This window comes from Oleiphilus sp. HI0061 (assembly GCF_001635675.1).
This window is the reverse complement of sequence record NZ_LWFE01001831.1, coordinates 1-14,571: the sequence shown is the minus strand read 5'-3', so window position 1 is coordinate 14,571 and position 14,571 is coordinate 1. Positions and strand designations below refer to the sequence as shown.

The 14,571-nt window shown below is 43.0% G+C and carries 20 protein-coding genes; 15 read left to right on the top strand and 5 right to left on the bottom strand.

What is annotated here, in order from left to right:
• The 6 genes from A3735_RS27915 to A3735_RS27890 form a co-directional block, all read left to right on the top strand.
• A partial coding sequence (locus A3735_RS27915) for a nitric oxide reductase activation protein NorD (RefSeq protein ID WP_156499982.1) occupies positions 1-457 on the top strand: 457 nt, incomplete at its 5' end.
• Between the two features lie 36 nt (positions 458-493).
• Positions 494-1,264 (top strand): CbbQ/NirQ/NorQ/GpvN family protein, encoded by a 771-nt coding sequence (locus tag A3735_RS27910; RefSeq protein ID WP_156490492.1) that lies wholly within the window; start codon positions 494-496, stop codon positions 1,262-1,264.
• Positions 1,265-1,285: 21 nt separating this feature from the next.
• On the top strand, positions 1,286-1,867 hold the full coding sequence (locus A3735_RS27905) for a cytochrome c oxidase subunit 3 family protein (protein WP_068514311.1): 582 nt from the start codon (positions 1,286-1,288) through the stop codon (positions 1,865-1,867).
• 2 nt (positions 1,868-1,869) lie between these two features.
• Positions 1,870-2,169, top strand: a complete 300-nt coding sequence (locus tag A3735_RS27900) for a cytochrome C oxidase subunit IV family protein (RefSeq protein WP_068514314.1) — start codon at positions 1,870-1,872, stop codon at positions 2,167-2,169.
• A gap of 22 nt (positions 2,170-2,191) precedes the next feature.
• On the top strand, positions 2,192-2,782 hold the full coding sequence (locus tag A3735_RS27895) for a cytochrome c oxidase subunit 3 family protein (protein ID WP_068514317.1): 591 nt from the start codon (positions 2,192-2,194) through the stop codon (positions 2,780-2,782).
• A 13-nt stretch (positions 2,783-2,795) separates the two neighbouring features.
• The gene (locus A3735_RS27890; RefSeq protein ID WP_068514321.1) at positions 2,796-3,062 is read left to right on the top strand and encodes a cytochrome C oxidase subunit IV family protein; all 267 of its coding nucleotides are present in this window, start codon (positions 2,796-2,798) and stop codon (positions 3,060-3,062) included.
• A 31-nt stretch (positions 3,063-3,093) separates the two neighbouring features.
• On the opposite strand, the gene A3735_RS27885 is transcribed toward A3735_RS27890, so the two are convergent.
• On the bottom strand, positions 3,094-3,276 hold the full coding sequence (locus A3735_RS27885) for a hypothetical protein (RefSeq protein ID WP_068514324.1): 183 nt from the start codon (positions 3,274-3,276) through the stop codon (positions 3,094-3,096).
• A 174-nt stretch (positions 3,277-3,450) separates the two neighbouring features.
• Positions 3,451-3,699, bottom strand: a complete 249-nt coding sequence (locus A3735_RS27880; protein WP_068509369.1) for a hypothetical protein — start codon at positions 3,697-3,699, stop codon at positions 3,451-3,453.
• A gap of 167 nt (positions 3,700-3,866) precedes the next feature.
• On the opposite strand from A3735_RS27880, the gene A3735_RS27875 reads away from it, so the two are divergent.
• The 6 genes from A3735_RS27875 (at position 3,867) to A3735_RS27850 (ending at position 8,500) form a co-directional block, all read left to right on the top strand.
• Positions 3,867-4,496, top strand: a complete 630-nt coding sequence (locus A3735_RS27875; protein ID WP_068514327.1) for a sulfotransferase — start codon at positions 3,867-3,869, stop codon at positions 4,494-4,496.
• A gap of 74 nt (positions 4,497-4,570) precedes the next feature.
• Positions 4,571-4,828, top strand: coding sequence for a hypothetical protein (locus A3735_RS27870; RefSeq protein ID WP_068514329.1), 258 nt, complete (start codon positions 4,571-4,573; stop codon positions 4,826-4,828).
• Positions 4,829-5,311: 483 nt separating this feature from the next.
• Positions 5,312-6,019 (top strand): PEP-CTERM sorting domain-containing protein, encoded by a 708-nt coding sequence (locus A3735_RS27865; RefSeq protein ID WP_068514332.1) that lies wholly within the window; start codon positions 5,312-5,314, stop codon positions 6,017-6,019.
• A gap of 318 nt (positions 6,020-6,337) precedes the next feature.
• A complete protein-coding gene (locus tag A3735_RS27860) occupies positions 6,338-6,976 on the top strand; it encodes a PolC-type DNA polymerase III (protein ID WP_068507471.1) in 639 nt (212 codons plus the stop codon).
• 35 nt (positions 6,977-7,011) lie between these two features.
• On the top strand, positions 7,012-7,311 hold the full coding sequence (glpE, locus tag A3735_RS27855; RefSeq protein WP_068507469.1) for a thiosulfate sulfurtransferase GlpE: 300 nt from the start codon (positions 7,012-7,014) through the stop codon (positions 7,309-7,311).
• A 325-nt stretch (positions 7,312-7,636) separates the two neighbouring features.
• Complete coding sequence (locus A3735_RS27850) at positions 7,637-8,500, top strand: hypothetical protein (protein ID WP_068514335.1); 864 nt, start codon at positions 7,637-7,639, stop codon at positions 8,498-8,500.
• Positions 8,501-8,532: 32 nt separating this feature from the next.
• Here A3735_RS27850 and dinB read toward each other — a convergent pair whose 3' ends face one another.
• The 3 genes from dinB to A3735_RS27835 all read right to left on the bottom strand — a co-directional run bounded on the left by dinB (position 8,533) and on the right by A3735_RS27835 (position 11,213).
• On the bottom strand, positions 8,533-9,591 hold the full coding sequence (gene dinB, locus A3735_RS27845) for a DNA polymerase IV (RefSeq protein WP_082865274.1): 1,059 nt from the start codon (positions 9,589-9,591) through the stop codon (positions 8,533-8,535).
• Between the two features lie 88 nt (positions 9,592-9,679).
• Complete coding sequence (locus tag A3735_RS27840) at positions 9,680-10,561, bottom strand: carboxylesterase (protein ID WP_068512166.1); 882 nt, start codon at positions 10,559-10,561, stop codon at positions 9,680-9,682.
• 1 nt (position 10,562) lies between these two features.
• Positions 10,563-11,213, bottom strand: coding sequence for a hemolysin III family protein (locus A3735_RS27835; RefSeq protein ID WP_068514341.1), 651 nt, complete (start codon positions 11,211-11,213; stop codon positions 10,563-10,565).
• A gap of 194 nt (positions 11,214-11,407) precedes the next feature.
• On the opposite strand from A3735_RS27835, the gene A3735_RS27830 reads away from it, so the two are divergent.
• The 3 genes from A3735_RS27830 to A3735_RS27820 all read left to right on the top strand — a co-directional run.
• The gene (locus tag A3735_RS27830; RefSeq protein WP_068639068.1) at positions 11,408-12,412 is read left to right on the top strand and encodes a sensor histidine kinase KdpD; all 1,005 of its coding nucleotides are present in this window, start codon (positions 11,408-11,410) and stop codon (positions 12,410-12,412) included.
• A complete protein-coding gene (locus A3735_RS27825; RefSeq protein WP_068514346.1) occupies positions 12,412-13,128 on the top strand; it encodes a response regulator transcription factor in 717 nt (238 codons plus the stop codon). Before A3735_RS27830 ends, A3735_RS27825 begins: the two co-directional genes overlap by 1 nt.
• A gap of 114 nt (positions 13,129-13,242) precedes the next feature.
• Positions 13,243-14,571 (top strand): alpha-D-glucose phosphate-specific phosphoglucomutase (locus A3735_RS27820; RefSeq protein WP_068639066.1); only part of this gene is annotated, 1,329 nt, incomplete at its 3' end.

Here is a 14,571-nt window from a genome sequence, read left to right as displayed (position 1 = left end):
GGACCCTTTTGCAATCTATGGATTTTCCTCCATCAAGAACAAACAAGTTCGATATAACCTGTTAAAAAACTTCTCTGAACCTTATGGCGATGCCGCACGTGGCCGAATTCTTGAAATCAAGCCGGGATTTTATACGCGAATGGGCGCAGGTATTCGTCAATCAACTGAAGTGTTAAAAACACAAGCAACTCAAAAGCGCCTCATGTTGATTGTTTCAGACGGCAAGCCAAATGATATTGATCACTACGAAGGCCGTTACGGAGTAGAGGATACTCGTAAGGCGGTTCAGGAGGCCAAGCAGCAGGGCTTGCAACCATTTTGTATTACCATCGATGAAGATGGAAACGATTATTTACCTTACCTTTTTGGTGATCATGGTTATGCAGTGATTAGTGATACTGCGCGTTTACCTGCATTGCTGCCAAAAATTTACTTGAACCTTACAGGTCTATCGTAAGACGACAAGGGTCAAGCTTTTTAAATGGAGAACGACATGCCAACGAATTATCTAGCGCAGGGAAATGAAGTTGTTATCTTCGAGCACGCCGCCAACAATAATTTGCCGGTTTTGATTAAGGGACCTACAGGTTGTGGTAAAACCCGATTTGTTGAGCACATGGCCAAGAAACTTGATCGGCCTTTATACACGATTGCCTGTCATGATGATCTAAGCGCAACAGACTTGGTAGGTCGACACTTAATTGGCAAAGACGGAACCTATTGGCAGGATGGCCCGCTTACCAGGGCGGTGCGAGAAGGCGGTATTTGTTATTTAGATGAAGTCATTGAAGCACGGAAAGATACTACGGTTGTGCTTCACCCACTGTCTGACCACCGTCGCGTTTTACCTGTAGAGCGTACGGGCGAAGAAATTATTGCTCATCCTGACTTTATGTTGGTGATCTCTTATAACCCTGGCTACCAGAACGTAATGAAGGGGCTGAAGCCAAGTACCCGCCAACGCTTTGTTGCGATGGAGTTTGAATACCCCTTGGCAGAACGGGAAACGGTAATCATCTGTCAGGAATCCAATATCGACAAAGATACCGCCAAGAAGCTGGTTAGCCTGGGTGGGGATTTACGTCGCCTAAAAGACTATGACTTGGAAGAAGCGGCATCGACCAGGCTGCTGATTTATACCGCCAAGATGATTAAGTCAGGGCTGAATGCTCGCGAGGCGTGTTTATCGTGCTTGGCTCAACCTTTAACCGACGAGACCGAAACTCTGGCTGCCATTGAACTCTTGGTCATGACCTATTTCTAGGGCGCTAGCGAAAATAAACCTATGAGCATTGAGCAGGAAGTAAGTGCAGGGAAACATGTTCCCGGTGATATCGCTATATGGGTTCTGGTCTTTGCAGAGTTATTTGAATTTGGCTTGTTCTTTATCCTCTATATCGTTGCCAAAGTTCATAACCCGGAGCTATTCAAAACCGGCCCCTTAAGTCTTAATACCAGCGCCGGTATTTTGAATACCTTTATTTTACTGACGAGTAGTTACTTTATTGCCCGTTCAGTAAGAGCGATTCGCCTTGATAAAGCGCAAGAGAGCCGACGTTGGATATGGCTAACCTTAGCGTGCGCAGTGGGATACTGCCTAGTGAAAGCTTGGGAGTATAAATTTAATGAGCTTAACGGCATTGGAGTCGAAACTAATCTCTACTTTAGCGTTTATTACTACCTGACCTTCAATCATCTGCTGCATGTGTTTTTTGGGATGGCTGGTTTGCTGTGGGTACTAACCAGGTCTTACTTTGGGGCGTATTCTGCTAAGCAATATGCGGGTTTGGAGGCAGGTGCGTGTTACTGGCACATGGTTGATTTAGCCTGGATTATTATTTTTCCACTGATCTATGTGATGAGATAGCGATGATTCTACCTCTACCAAGCAAAAGGCACTTACTGCGAATTTGGCTGGCTTTACTGGCTTTGACCTTACTAAGCGTATTGACTGCTGAAACAGCGGACTTCGGTCAAATATCAGTGGTAATTGTCTGTGTTATTGTCACATTAAAAGGGCGGTTGGTGATCGATGAGTTCATTGGTTTGCGTCATGCACACCCGAAAATCAGGAAGGTCATGCTGGGGTACTTTTACTTGATCCCTACTTTAATTGTTTTGGGAGTGATATTTCCGGGAGTGATCATTTCACTCACCTCCTTAAACTAGTCTTTAAGTAAAGAGAGCTTTAATGACTAAAGTCTGTATAAATTCAGAGCCAGAAAAGTCATCGTCCCTACCGGGCGACTTTGCCATTTGGATTTTTATCCTTGCAGAGCTGGGCGTATTTTCGATCTTGTTCATCGCCTATGCCTTTGCTCGAGTATTCAACCTGGAGATGTTCGCTGAGGGGCATCAACACCTTAACCAGCTAGCAGGCATGATTAATACGATTGCCCTAATCACAAGTAGCTATTTTGTCGTCAGGGCTGTTATTGCAATTAAAGAAGGCAAGTCAAACGTCTGCTCTAGATGGATTAACTGGGCACTCCTTGCTGCCTTAGTCTATGTAGGCGTGAAGATGTGGGAGTATACCGAGACCATCGGTGCAGGATATTCTTTGCATACCAATACCTTCTACATGTTTTACTTTTTGCTGACCTTCTTCCACTTCGCCCATGTGCTCTTAGGTATGGTGATTCTGATTGTGGTATCGAAGAAGGCGAAAAACGGAGACTATAGCTCAGAAGATCACACGGGTGTAGAGACCGGTGCTTCATACTGGCATATGGTGGATTTGCTTTGGATTATTTTATTCCCACTCGTTTATGTGATTCATTAAGGAGTCAGAATCAATGAATGACATTAAAAGGGTAACGCTGGTATGGGGAGTGCTGACGCTTATTACGATCCTCGCCTCTTTGATTGGTAGTTCAGAACAAACAGGTGTGTGGATAGTTTTGGGCTCTATTCTTATGTTGATATTAAAAGGACAGCTAGTCGTCGATCACTTTATGGGGATGCGTGAAGTAATCAAACAATGGCGCTTGATTATGTCAGCGTACTGCATAGTGATCGGAGCGTTTGTCTTTTTAGCGTATTGTCTGAGTATATTTTTATAGTGAAAGTGCCCCTTGGGGCTCTTTCACTACTCTACTGCTCTGTTTCACAATAATGCGCACATAGTTTCTTGAATAAGGGTAGTGATAACAAGCCCAAACCGCCTAGCGCATACATATACATCGCTAAGTATTTGGTAAAGTTGTCGCCATCCAGTCCAACAACGGCTGCAAAGATGATCATTAGCGTCGATACAATGATTATAAATTTACTCATAATGTCCTCCTTGTCTCTCGGAAGCTTAAGAGAGCAATTGGCTCTACTTTCTCATTAAATAGTTTCTATAAGAATAGTTAGAGATTTTGATCTGATCAAATAAGAAAGGGGCGAATTTTTGAGCCCAGAGCTGAAAGGTACGCTGTGATTTTCGCGGCTAAGGCTACCGAGGCTTTACTCAGCGCCAGGGGCTGGGCGTGGAAGGTCAGTACGTGCAACTTTTGTGTCAGCCATTTCTTTCAATACGAATCCGCTCGTAAAAAAGAAAAAGGATGAGGAAGCAAAACTCGCTTTATAGACCTTAGACAAATCACCAAAGAAAATCAGTAGAATCAGAACACAAATCACTGCAGATACGAAACAAAAAAGGCTAGAGATTCTGGATGTTCTTCTTAGAAAACCCATTTTATCTTGATCTGGCATAAGCGTCTCGTAGCGGTAAAAATATGAATAGACATGGACTAAGTTAAAGGCCCAAATATACGCGGCTTGAGCAGAAAAATATATCTTAGCTAGCTTATTGTGGGGTAGGCTTGATCTCAATCAATATCGAATGTTTACTTCAAAGCGCTTAGCTCAGGTCACAGACAATGAATAAACTTTTTATAATCGGTCTGCCTAGAACGGGTACGACGAGTATTAGTGTTGCTCTATTAGCGCATAATTATAAGGTAGCGCATACCGCCTATACTAAACGTGCATTTGAATTGGCCGATGTGGTTTCAGATGCGCCATGCTTTTGTGACTATCAAGAGCTAGACCTGCTCTTTCCCGGTTCTAAATTCGTTTACTTAGATCGAGAATTAAATGTCTGGTTACCCTCGATTCAGCGCTTGCTTCATAAGATGCAAGCAAACTTGGAACTCAAGACAGGTCACTTTAACCCCGTACTTAAACGTAGCTTCCACAAAACCTTCGCCTTGCTCGATACAGAAGACCCGATTGCTGAGTCTCATTTAGAAAACTGCTATAGGCAACATCAACAAGAGGTGTTTGACTATTTCTCGGCTAGATCAGATCTACTAAAAATAGATATCAGCAAGCCCAAAAGCTTAGCGACATTGCTAGGTTTCTTAGGTACCTCAACAGAGGGCTGTGGTGAATTTCCTAGACTAAATGTGGGTAAACAGGTAGATAGCTGGAAAGAGTTCAAACATGCTAACAAAGTAAACCCTAATAGTGCGGGCAAGGAACATAGAAAATTCTTTGATTACGTATAGCGCTGTAACATGTTATTTTCCAGCTTAATAATTTCTCATTACTAAGCCAAACTCGAAATAAGGTTATCCAAAGTATGGAGTCACTCCCTATAGCAGAAATAATATTGATATCATTTCTCATGATATTTGCAGTACACCAAATTAGCCGAGTCGTTATTGGAGAAAATGCGGATACTTATCCTTCAGGCATCCTTATCGCGGGAGGTCTATTCTATGTGGCGACAAACGATATATCTTCAGGTATCGCTGCAAGTCTTTCAGCCGCTGCAGGGCATTACTTAAGCGTTTTCCTTTGTAAACGGTTCAATTGGCACGAGAAGAATAAACCTTAATGTTCTTTAGTTAGCGCTCTTCCAGTAATAATTGTAAAAACCAGGAAACCGCCGAAGACGTTGGCAATAAATCAAATCAGCCCTTTTGCATTATCTAGGATGTTCAAAAGAGAGGGGCGGTTTTCTGATGGAAGCTATATAGAATTGAGTCGAACACTGCTGATTCAGATCGAATATTTTCTTATTTCTCTTAATGGTCTATCTTTATAAGGTTAAGGGGTAAACTAAAGGCTTAAAATATTATCCTTCACTGAACATAACAGCTTGTAGTAAGGTATTTTACACTTGCCTTTAGTAGAAGATGGTCATGATTTTATAAGGTCAAAATATGTGAAATTCATTATATCTCTATACGTATTTCTTGTTATAGCTTCGGTCTCTCGAGTTGAGTCTAATGAATTGAGGTTTCGTAGAGTATAAGTTTGTATTGAATTTGCTTAATTTTTTTTTGATGTAAGAGTTTCTTTTTTATAGGTGCTTATTATGAAATTTACGTTAAAAAAATTAGCCGCTGTAGGGGTTTTAGCATTAGGTTCGATGTCAGCAAATGCAGCCATCGTTACGGAAACTTGGGTTACTCAGGTTGCACAGAGTGACGTGACCGGGCTTAATGTCGGCGATTCATTATCATGGTCTTTTACATTCGATAACGAAGGGACTCGGGCGAGTACATTTTATGATGATGGAACTCCAACGTATACGTATTGTAACGCGCTGGATGGAAATGCTGATGGAGCTTGTTCAATTGAATGGACTTTGTTTGGAATTAATTATGCGGATTTGATTAGTTACGACGACTCGGACTGGCAGGCTAGTATTGATTATCATCTGGCCACCGAAAATATGGTTGAATACGACCGCGGTATTCGTGAGGCGAGGGTTTCAATCACTGAATTCGGTTTGTCAACAATTAACGTAAAGGAAGGTGGATCTGAAATAAATATCAGTACGTGGGCCGAAGGCACTGGACCATTTGGAACCGGACCGGGTAGCCCAACGATATCGGCTGAAACTTACCTTTACCAGGTTTCAGATCCACAGCAGTATTTCTTAGCAAACACCAGAATGACGGTCACGTCAGTCACCTCGGTTTCAGTACCTTTAATCGATGTTCCAGAACCTGCTACGCTTTCGCTTCTTGGTTTGGGTTTAGTAGGCTTAAGCTTTGCTCGTAGACAAAAGAAGTCCTAATTCTATCTAAGCCTGAAGTACACTATTGTTGCCAGCACTTAAGGAAATCACCCAGAACTAAAGCTATCTCACTTGAGATGGCTTTTTTTCTGCTCATAAAGCTGATGAATTTTCTCAAAGTACTTTTCGATAGTTTTACGGGTTGCCTTGATATGAAATCAGTTAAAAATCAGAGCCTGTTTCTATCCTACCTATAAAAGTTTTATTGCTTTGTCACTCCTCTGTTTTGGAGTCGAGCTTTTCCAAGCATCACCTTATTCTCATCCGGAAGATAGTGTACTCTAAGCGCAAATTAATGATTGGAAATGGCTAGACCTAATGAACGCAAAACGAGCAGATACGATTGTCGTACTGGACTTTGAGACGAGTGGCTTATCTCCTGATATGGGAGAACGTGCGATAGAAATTGGTGCAGTGCTGATTGAAGGTGGGGAGATTACAGATAGCTTTCAATCCCTAATGAACCCCGGTATTCGCATCAGTGCTTTTATTGAAGATTATACCGGTATTAGCAATGCAATGTTGAGCAAGGCGGCTCCCTGTGAAGAGGTGATGAAGCGCTTTAATGATTTTATTGCCGGGCATAACCTAGTCGCTCATAACGCCTCTTTTGATAAACGCTTTCTTGATGCTGAACTATCACGAGTTTCTTGCTCCTATCCGGGAGACTTTGCCTGTTCTTTGCTCGCTTCTAGGCGTATTTTTCAGGATGCGCCGAATCATAAGTTAGGAACTTTGGTTCAGTATGCGAACCTTGATACTGTTAGCTCAATCTCATCGGGTAGTTTTCACCGTGCCTTGTATGATTCAGAGATGACTGCCAAGCTGTGGTTAGCTATGTTAGAGGATATTGGTGAGCGCTACGGTATTTATGATTTACCGTTCTCTTTTATTCAGCAGCTTAGCAAAGTGCCTAAGAAGTCGGTGCATAAGTTTATAGAGAAGCACAGGGCTTAGGAACGAATCGTTATATTAAAAAGCAGGAGTTAGCAATGAGTTATAAGTGTATTTCAGTTCCGCAAGCCAGGTCTTTAATGAGGGAGAAGGCGTGTTCTTTGGTGGATATTCGAGACCCCGCTTCATTTGCTTCAGGAAATATAGAAGGCTCGGTTCATATTTCGAATGACAATGTACAACAGTATTTATCTGACATGGATAAAGAAAAGCCACTAATTGTGGTTTGCTATCACGGCAACAGTAGTCAAGGCGCGGCTGAATTTTTCGCCAGTCAAGGCTGTAGAGAAGTGTATAGTCTTGATGGCGGTTTTGTTGAATGGCAGCAAGGCGATTAGATCTAAGCTACTGCTTTATCACCCTTCAATCACTTAACTGAGCCCGGGTAATCGAAGACTAAGGATACGTATTAATCTTTGATAAACTTTACATCTATATTCAGTAAACACCGCTCGTCTCAGACGTCGAGCTAATAGCTAAGCGTGCAATTTCTTAGGATTGCCAAAACAACACAGCAATGACTACCGACTTAGTCAAAATTATTTCGAAAAGTTAAGGCTTTGCTATCAGCATCTAATAAGGCTAATCTTATATAGTGAAGCTTATTAATTTAATCGTAGAAGAGTTCGGCTCTTATGCCGACCGATAACGCTGATTATAAAAATGATAATAATATTCAAGTTAATATTACTACTGGTTGCAAGTAGCTTTAGCGCACAGGCTTTGAGTGATTATGTGCTGGTAAATCGGCCTGAATCAGTTAATGACAAACGCTATGATTACGCACATGATTTGTTGCAAATGGTTCTCGATGAGACTCAAGACGACGATTCAAAAAGTGTTGTAAAACACGCAACGCTTATAATGAACCGTAATCGTCTACTGTTATCGTTGAAAGAGGGTAAAGAGCTTCATGTCGTTGCCGAAGCGCCCAAAACTGCTTGGGTCAGCGAATTGCACGTCGTAAGAATTCCCATACGAAAGGGAATACAGGGCTATCGCCTCTTTTTCATTAATAAGCAAGACCAGAGCAAACTGTCAGCACTTAAGTCTTTCGAAGAGTTTAAAGCTATACCCACTGGTTCAGGAAAAGGTTGGTCGACGACTAGAGTGTTGAGAGAGGCAGGGTTTAATGTTGTTGTGGGAAACAACTATGAAGGCCTGTTTAGTATGTTAGAGCTCGGTAGATTTAAAACCTTTGGTCGTGGTATTAATGAAATTGAGGCCGAGTACTTAGCTCAAAAAGAGGCGCACCCTAATCTAGCAATCGACACGGAACTAATGCTTCATATCCCCTTGCCAACCTATTTCTTTATTAGCCCGAAACGACCAGAGCTTGCGAAGCGCATTGAACGGGGTTTGTGGCGCCTAATCGAAAATGGCAAATTTGAAGCATACTTTTTAGCTCACCACCAAGCGCTAATAGATAAGTTTCGGCTGAAAGAGCGCAGAAGGTTTTCTATTCCCAACCCCAATTTGAGTAAAGCCGACCCGCTTGATAATGCTGAACTATGGCATAAATTTTAATGAAGAAAACAGCGTTGTAGGTATAGGGCTCATTACCAAGAAAAGGCATATTGTTGATGCTGTTCCTTTTCGTTATTCAGGCCAATATGAACACCTAATAGCCTTACTTTCTTACCATCGCCCCTTGATATTGCCTCATGTAACAGGCAGATAAACATCGCTTCATTGTAGTCACTAAATGTATATTCTTTTGTTGTTTGATGAAAGTCACTGAACTTTACTTTAACGCCTAGCTTCTGAATGCCTCTTCCCGGCAAATGCTTTGCAGCACGCTGTTTTAACTCGGGCAACAACCTTGATACTAAAATCGCTTCAAGTGAAGACGGGTCGTCAATGTCTTCAGGGAAGGTTAGCTCTACACCCACTGACTTCCTTGTTCGGTGAGTTATTACTGAGCGCTCGTCTTGTCCATGGCAACGTTGCCAAAGTAAATGGCCTAGTCTTCCGAAGTTATGTAGTAGTGTTTGTTGGTCAAAAGCCTTTACATCTTTTCCAAACCGCAGTTGCTTAGCACTGAGCTTCTCGAAGGTGACTTTGCCAACGCCAGGGATTTTATCTAAAGGCATATCGTCGATAAAACTGGCCACGTTTTCTGGAGGAATTACATAAATACCGTTTGGTTTATTGATATCGGAGGCAACTTTAGCGAGGTACTTGATGGGCGCCACCCCTGCTGATGCTGTCAGACCAAGCTCACGTTGAATCGTCTTGCAAATATCCTGAGCGATGAGCGTTGCTGAACCGTGATGTAACGAGCAGTTGGTGACATCAAGGTAAGCTTCATCGAGGCTAAGTGGTTCGATCAGATCAGTATAACGTTCGAATATTTCACCAATCTGTTTACTAACGGTTCTATATACATCCATTCTACCCGGAAGCAATACAAGATCTGGGCATAAACGCAGCGCAACTGAGGTCGGCATGGCAGATCTAAGCCCAAACTCTCGTGCTATGTAGTTACAGGTAGAGAGGACACCGCGAGAGTGGCGCTTTCCGCCAACGGCAACGGGTAAATTAGTTAACGCCGGTTGGTCACGGATTTCCACGGATACAAAGAAAGCATCCATATCTACATGAATTATCTTGCGCAAACCGTTGCCTCGAAATTAAATAATGCTGTTTGAATATACAGTTGTCTTGGGCGTGAGGCAAGTAGGGTTGGTTGCTAGCGTGTACAGATTATTTACGATACACGCCGTCTAGAAAAGTGTTTACTTCAGAAAAAACCTTCTTGGTGATATCTCCTCTGACAATACCATGCAGATGGAAGTCTATTTCCCTGTAATGTGCGTTGCCTGTGTGAATGCTTTTATAAATATCTCTACCGCTTTGGACGTCAACTTTTGGGTCTTTATCTGCATGAATGACTAAGGTTGGGATGGTGATGCTAGAGAGCCCTTTCTGAACTTGGTTCATTAATTTTTTGATTTCAACGATGCTGCTTACCGGGCAGCGTAGATAATTGATGTGAGGATTGTCAGCATGATTGGTGACGAACTCTTTACGCAACTTTTTAGTATCGAATACCGGGTTAGCTATTCGCCTTAGAGCCTTATTCCAGGTATTGACAGGCTTGGCGAAGTTAGCAGAGAACTTTTTAAACTTGAGCGGCGCGCTGATACTCACAAGTGCATCAAAGGCGTCGGGTTTATCAATGACTTGTTTAAGTGCCACCGCAGCGCCAGTAGAGAAACCAGCGATGACGATATGCTCACAGCAGTGCTTAAGTATTTCGTGGCCCCGGTTAACCGCCGCCGTCCATTCGCTCATTTTACGGCGAGATAAATCATCTGCCGATGTACCGTGCCCGTCCATTCGTGGCGCGTAGACGGTATAGCCTTGGCTATAAAGATAGTCAGCCCACTCTCGCACTTCTTCCGGGGCAGCCATTAGGCCATGAACAAGCAGCACTCCCTGCGTGGCTTGAGGCTGATGAAGCAGGTAAGGTTGGCCAATTTCTGGTGGCTTGGTTTCACCTTTAAGGAAGTGTTCCTGGTAATCGTTTATAAAACGACTCGTTTCTTCCTCTAGCAGGCATTGTGCTTTAGAGCTTAAGCTCATCTTAGGCTGACGCCGTAGCGGAAAATGCACTGTAAATCAGGCTGTAATGACAGGCGCCACCAATTAAGACCATTACGTGGAAGAGTTCATGGAAACTGAAAATTCCAGGCAACATTAAGGGTTTCTTACTTGCATAGAAAATAGCACCTAGCGTGAACGCGATACCGCCAGCAAAAAGCAGATTAACCTGCATATCGGTCATGAGATCCAAGATTTGTTGCATGGGGAAAACTAGCATCCAACCCATTGTCAGAAAAATTAAGGCATAGAGTATTCTTGGTGCGCGCGGGAAGAATAATTGTGAGCACAGGCCAAATGCCACCAGTCCCCATTGAATTGCTATCATTGGTAAGCGCCAGTCATCATCCAGAAAGAAGTAGCAGACGGGCGTATAAGAACCGGCAATCATAAAGAATATCGCTAAGCGGTCCATTTTTCGCCAGAAAGATAGCTCGTTCTCTTGCTTTTTAAAGCAGTGGTATAAAGAGCTAGCAGAAAAAAGAAAGATTAGTGACAAACCGTAAACTAAGGCTGTGACGAGCATTGAAGCAGAGCCGGTTGCAACCTTTAATAAAAAAACTGTACCGACCACGGCTGCTATCGCGCCAAGCAGGTGAGAGTAGAAGTTGAATGCTTCAGAGCTTTTAACCATTTTCAATACCGCTTTTTGTGTAGGTCTGAGGATAATAAGTCTAAAAAAAGTATCACAAGTGTGAGCTGAATTTGTTGCTTAATCTTAATCACCATAATGTTAAAAAAATAGACTTTATGGTGCTTTTACAAAAGTTTTACATAGCCCGCTTTTAACACTCACGGCGCGCGATGAAGCAGTGTTAAACTGGTCGAATGAATAGATTTAGATTTCTACCAAACAGCACCTTCACATTCATTTTCTCACTGGTGGCCCTGGTCACTTCGTTTGTGCTTTATATCTATTGGTATATAGAGATCAGTAGTGGCTTGGATGAAGTGATTTTGAGGTTTCATATCGATCCGCAACAAGTCACAGAGTCGCGTACCTTTTTGGTGATTGCAGTATTAACTTTATTGGTGAGTTTGATCGTTACGGGCTTGTCGATGAGTTTCGTTTATACCAAGAAAATGCAGCAGCTTTATCGTCTGCAGAATAACTTTNTCAATAACTTTACCCATGAATTGAAAACACCCGTTACGTCCTTGCAGTTGTATTTAGAAACCTTCCAAAAGCATGATTTGGATAAGGAGACGCAGCAAAAGTATCTTAACTATATGCTGCGTGACGTTCACCGTTTGTCAGACAATATCAGCAACATTCTGGATCTGGGAAAGATCGAAAGCCAGAGCTTCAGTGATGAATTTATAGAGTTAGACGTTGCTGAGTTTGTCTCTCAGTTTTATCAACAAAATGCCCACCTGTTTACTGGCTTACAGATCGCGACTCAATCATCTCAGCCGATAAAGCAAACGCTTAGCCGGGCGCTGTTTGAAATGTTATTGATTAATTTAGCGAGCAATGCCCTTAAATATAATGAGTCGGATCAGCCAAGCCTAGTCGTTAAAATAGAAAAGCTCGCACTGCGCGGAAATGATGAGCTCAGGCTTAGGTTTATCGATAACGGTATCGGCATTGAGCATACGCAGCGCAAGAAGGTATTTAAAAAGTTTTATCAGGTGGGTGATTCAAAGACGCGTTCAGCGCAGGGTAGTGGGCTCGGTTTATATCTGGTTCAAAATATAGTTAAAGCGCATAGTGGTAAGATACAGATTAAGGAAAGCCAGCCGGGGCAGGGGGCTGAGTTTGTTATTATATTCCCGCAGCGAAATAAACTATCAATGGCGAAAAGAGCGCGTAATATGATGGGGATGCACTAGTGTTTGATCCAGAGAATGAGCGTATCTTGGTTGTCGAGGATGAATGTCATATTGCAGAGGGGTTGCGTTTAAATTTGGAGCTTCAAGGTTACAAGGTGGCGTTAGCGGAAACAGGGACTTCCGGTCTAGCCTTATGGAAACAGTGGCGGCCGCATTTAATAGTCTTGGATGTGATGCTGCCCGGCATAGACGGTGTCTCTGTTCTTAAACGTATTCGCTTAGAAGATGAGCGTTTGCCAATCCTTATTCTATCAGCCAAGAATAGTGCTCAAGACAGAATTGAGGGTTTTAACCACGGTGTCGATGACTATCTTTCTAAACCCTTTAACCTAGAAGAATTCCTGTTACGAGTTGAGCGCCTTTTAAAACAAAGTAGCTGGCAAGATAATAGTATTGATGCGGCGAGTGGAAGTCAGGACCCATATAGCTTTGGCAGCAACAAAATCGACTTCCTTCAATCTGTTGCTTATTGCAAAGGGCAACAAATAAGCCTAACTGAACAAGAGCTTCGCTTGCTCAGGTTATTGATTAACAATCGTGGTAAAGCGCTGTCACGCGGAGAAATTTTAGAAGTTGCCTGGGGTTTTTCCAAAGACCTATCGACTCGTACCGTCGATAACTTTATTGTCCGTTTTCGAAAGTACTTTGAAGACGACCCTAAGAACCCCGAGTTCTTCAAAAGCCGCCGCTCTGTGGGCTACGTATTTGACCATTAAAATATCACTGATGAAGATTTTATTGCTTGTAAAGAAAGCCTACACTATTTTGTGTTAGTCTTGATGGCAAAGTAACAGACTATCGTTAAAGCTATCTGATTTTAAAGGACTTATATGATTGTTCATTCTTTGGCGGGCCAGCCTGCACCGCAAGAAATATTAACTGATATCCCTCGCTTGGTTGCGAGTTATTACAAGCGGCAACCTGAACCGGGAAACTCTGATCATGCAGTAGCATTTGGTACATCTGGCCATCGCGGGACAGCGCTGAATTGTAGCTTCAACGAACATCATATCTGGGCTATTTGCCAAGCTTTATGTGAATATCGCCAGGCTCAAAATATTAGTGGTCCTTTATTTTTGGGTAAAGATACCCACGCCTTGTCGGAACCTGCATTAATTAGTGCGCTTGAAGTCTTTGCGGCGCAAGATGTCGAAGTGCGCATTCAGCAGGGCGGTGGCTATACGCCTACTCCAGTTATCTCTCACGCCATTCTTAGTCATAACCAAGGGCGCACCCAGGGACTTGCCGACGGTGTGGTGATTACGCCATCCCATAACCCTCCTCAAGATGGAGGCTTTAAATATAACCCTCCTCATGGTGGGCCTGCAGATACCGATGTTACTAACCTGATTCAGGCACGTGCGAATGAACTTTTAGCTCAAGGTATGGAAAAAGTAAAAAAGGTTTCTTATTCGCAGGCTTTGGCAGCTAGCAGTACGCAAGAAATTGATTTTGTCATGCCCTACGTGAAGGACCTGGAATCTGTGGTTGATATGTCTGCCATTTCCAAAAGCGGCTTGCGTATAGGTGTTGACCCAATGGGCGGGAGTGGTATTGCTTACTGGGAGCCGATTGCCGAGCATTATGGTTTGAACCTGGAGTTAGTCAATAAGCGGGTTGATCCAAGCTTTTCGTTTATGCGTGTTGATAAAGACGGCAAAATTCGTATGGATTGTTCCTCACCTTATGCCATGGGTCAGTTGATTGAATTAAAAGACCAATATGATGTCGCCTTTGGCAACGATCCTGATTACGACCGTCATGGCATTGTGACTCGAAGCTCTGGCTTGTTAAACCCAAATCACTACTTAGCAGTCGCAATCGATTACCTTTTCTCACATCGTCCTGAATGGGATGAATCTGTTGGAATCGGCAAAACGCTAGTTTCCAGCAGCATGATTGACCGAGTGGCTAGCGCGCTAAAGCGTCCTTTGGTTGAGGTGCCTGTTGGCTTTAAATGGTTTGTAGATGGCTTGCATCAAGGCAGCTTGGGTTTTGGTGGAGAAGAAAGTGCAGGCGCTTCATTTTTGAGACGCAACGGACAAGTTTGGACGACCGATAAAGACGGCATTATCATGGATCTCCTGGCTGCCGAAATATGCGCAGTAACTGGTAAGGACCCGGGGGAGCGTTATAAAGAACTGGAAAACCAGTTCGGT

Coding starts and splice junctions, on each gene's coding strand:
- A3735_RS27910 (WP_156490492.1), top strand. CDS start 494: ATGCCAACGAATTATCTAGCGCAGGGAAATGAAGTTGTTATCTTCGAG.
- A3735_RS27905 (WP_068514311.1), top strand. CDS start 1,286: ATGAGCATTGAGCAGGAAGTAAGTGCAGGGAAACATGTTCCCGGTGAT.
- A3735_RS27900 (WP_068514314.1), top strand. CDS start 1,870: ATGATTCTACCTCTACCAAGCAAAAGGCACTTACTGCGAATTTGGCTG.
- A3735_RS27895 (WP_068514317.1), top strand. CDS start 2,192: ATGACTAAAGTCTGTATAAATTCAGAGCCAGAAAAGTCATCGTCCCTA.
- A3735_RS27890 (WP_068514321.1), top strand. CDS start 2,796: ATGAATGACATTAAAAGGGTAACGCTGGTATGGGGAGTGCTGACGCTT.
- A3735_RS27885 (WP_068514324.1), bottom strand. CDS start 3,276: ATGAGTAAATTTATAATCATTGTATCGACGCTAATGATCATCTTTGCA.
- A3735_RS27880 (WP_068509369.1), bottom strand. CDS start 3,699: ATGCCAGATCAAGATAAAATGGGTTTTCTAAGAAGAACATCCAGAATC.
- A3735_RS27875 (WP_068514327.1), top strand. CDS start 3,867: ATGAATAAACTTTTTATAATCGGTCTGCCTAGAACGGGTACGACGAGT.
- A3735_RS27870 (WP_068514329.1), top strand. CDS start 4,571: ATGGAGTCACTCCCTATAGCAGAAATAATATTGATATCATTTCTCATG.
- A3735_RS27865 (WP_068514332.1), top strand. CDS start 5,312: ATGAAATTTACGTTAAAAAAATTAGCCGCTGTAGGGGTTTTAGCATTA.
- A3735_RS27860 (WP_068507471.1), top strand. CDS start 6,338: ATGAACGCAAAACGAGCAGATACGATTGTCGTACTGGACTTTGAGACG.
- glpE (WP_068507469.1), top strand. CDS start 7,012: ATGAGTTATAAGTGTATTTCAGTTCCGCAAGCCAGGTCTTTAATGAGG.
- A3735_RS27850 (WP_068514335.1), top strand. CDS start 7,637: ATGATAATAATATTCAAGTTAATATTACTACTGGTTGCAAGTAGCTTT.
- A3735_RS27840 (WP_068512166.1), bottom strand. CDS start 10,561: ATGAGCTTAAGCTCTAAAGCACAATGCCTGCTAGAGGAAGAAACGAGT.
- A3735_RS27835 (WP_068514341.1), bottom strand. CDS start 11,213: ATGGTTAAAAGCTCTGAAGCATTCAACTTCTACTCTCACCTGCTTGGC.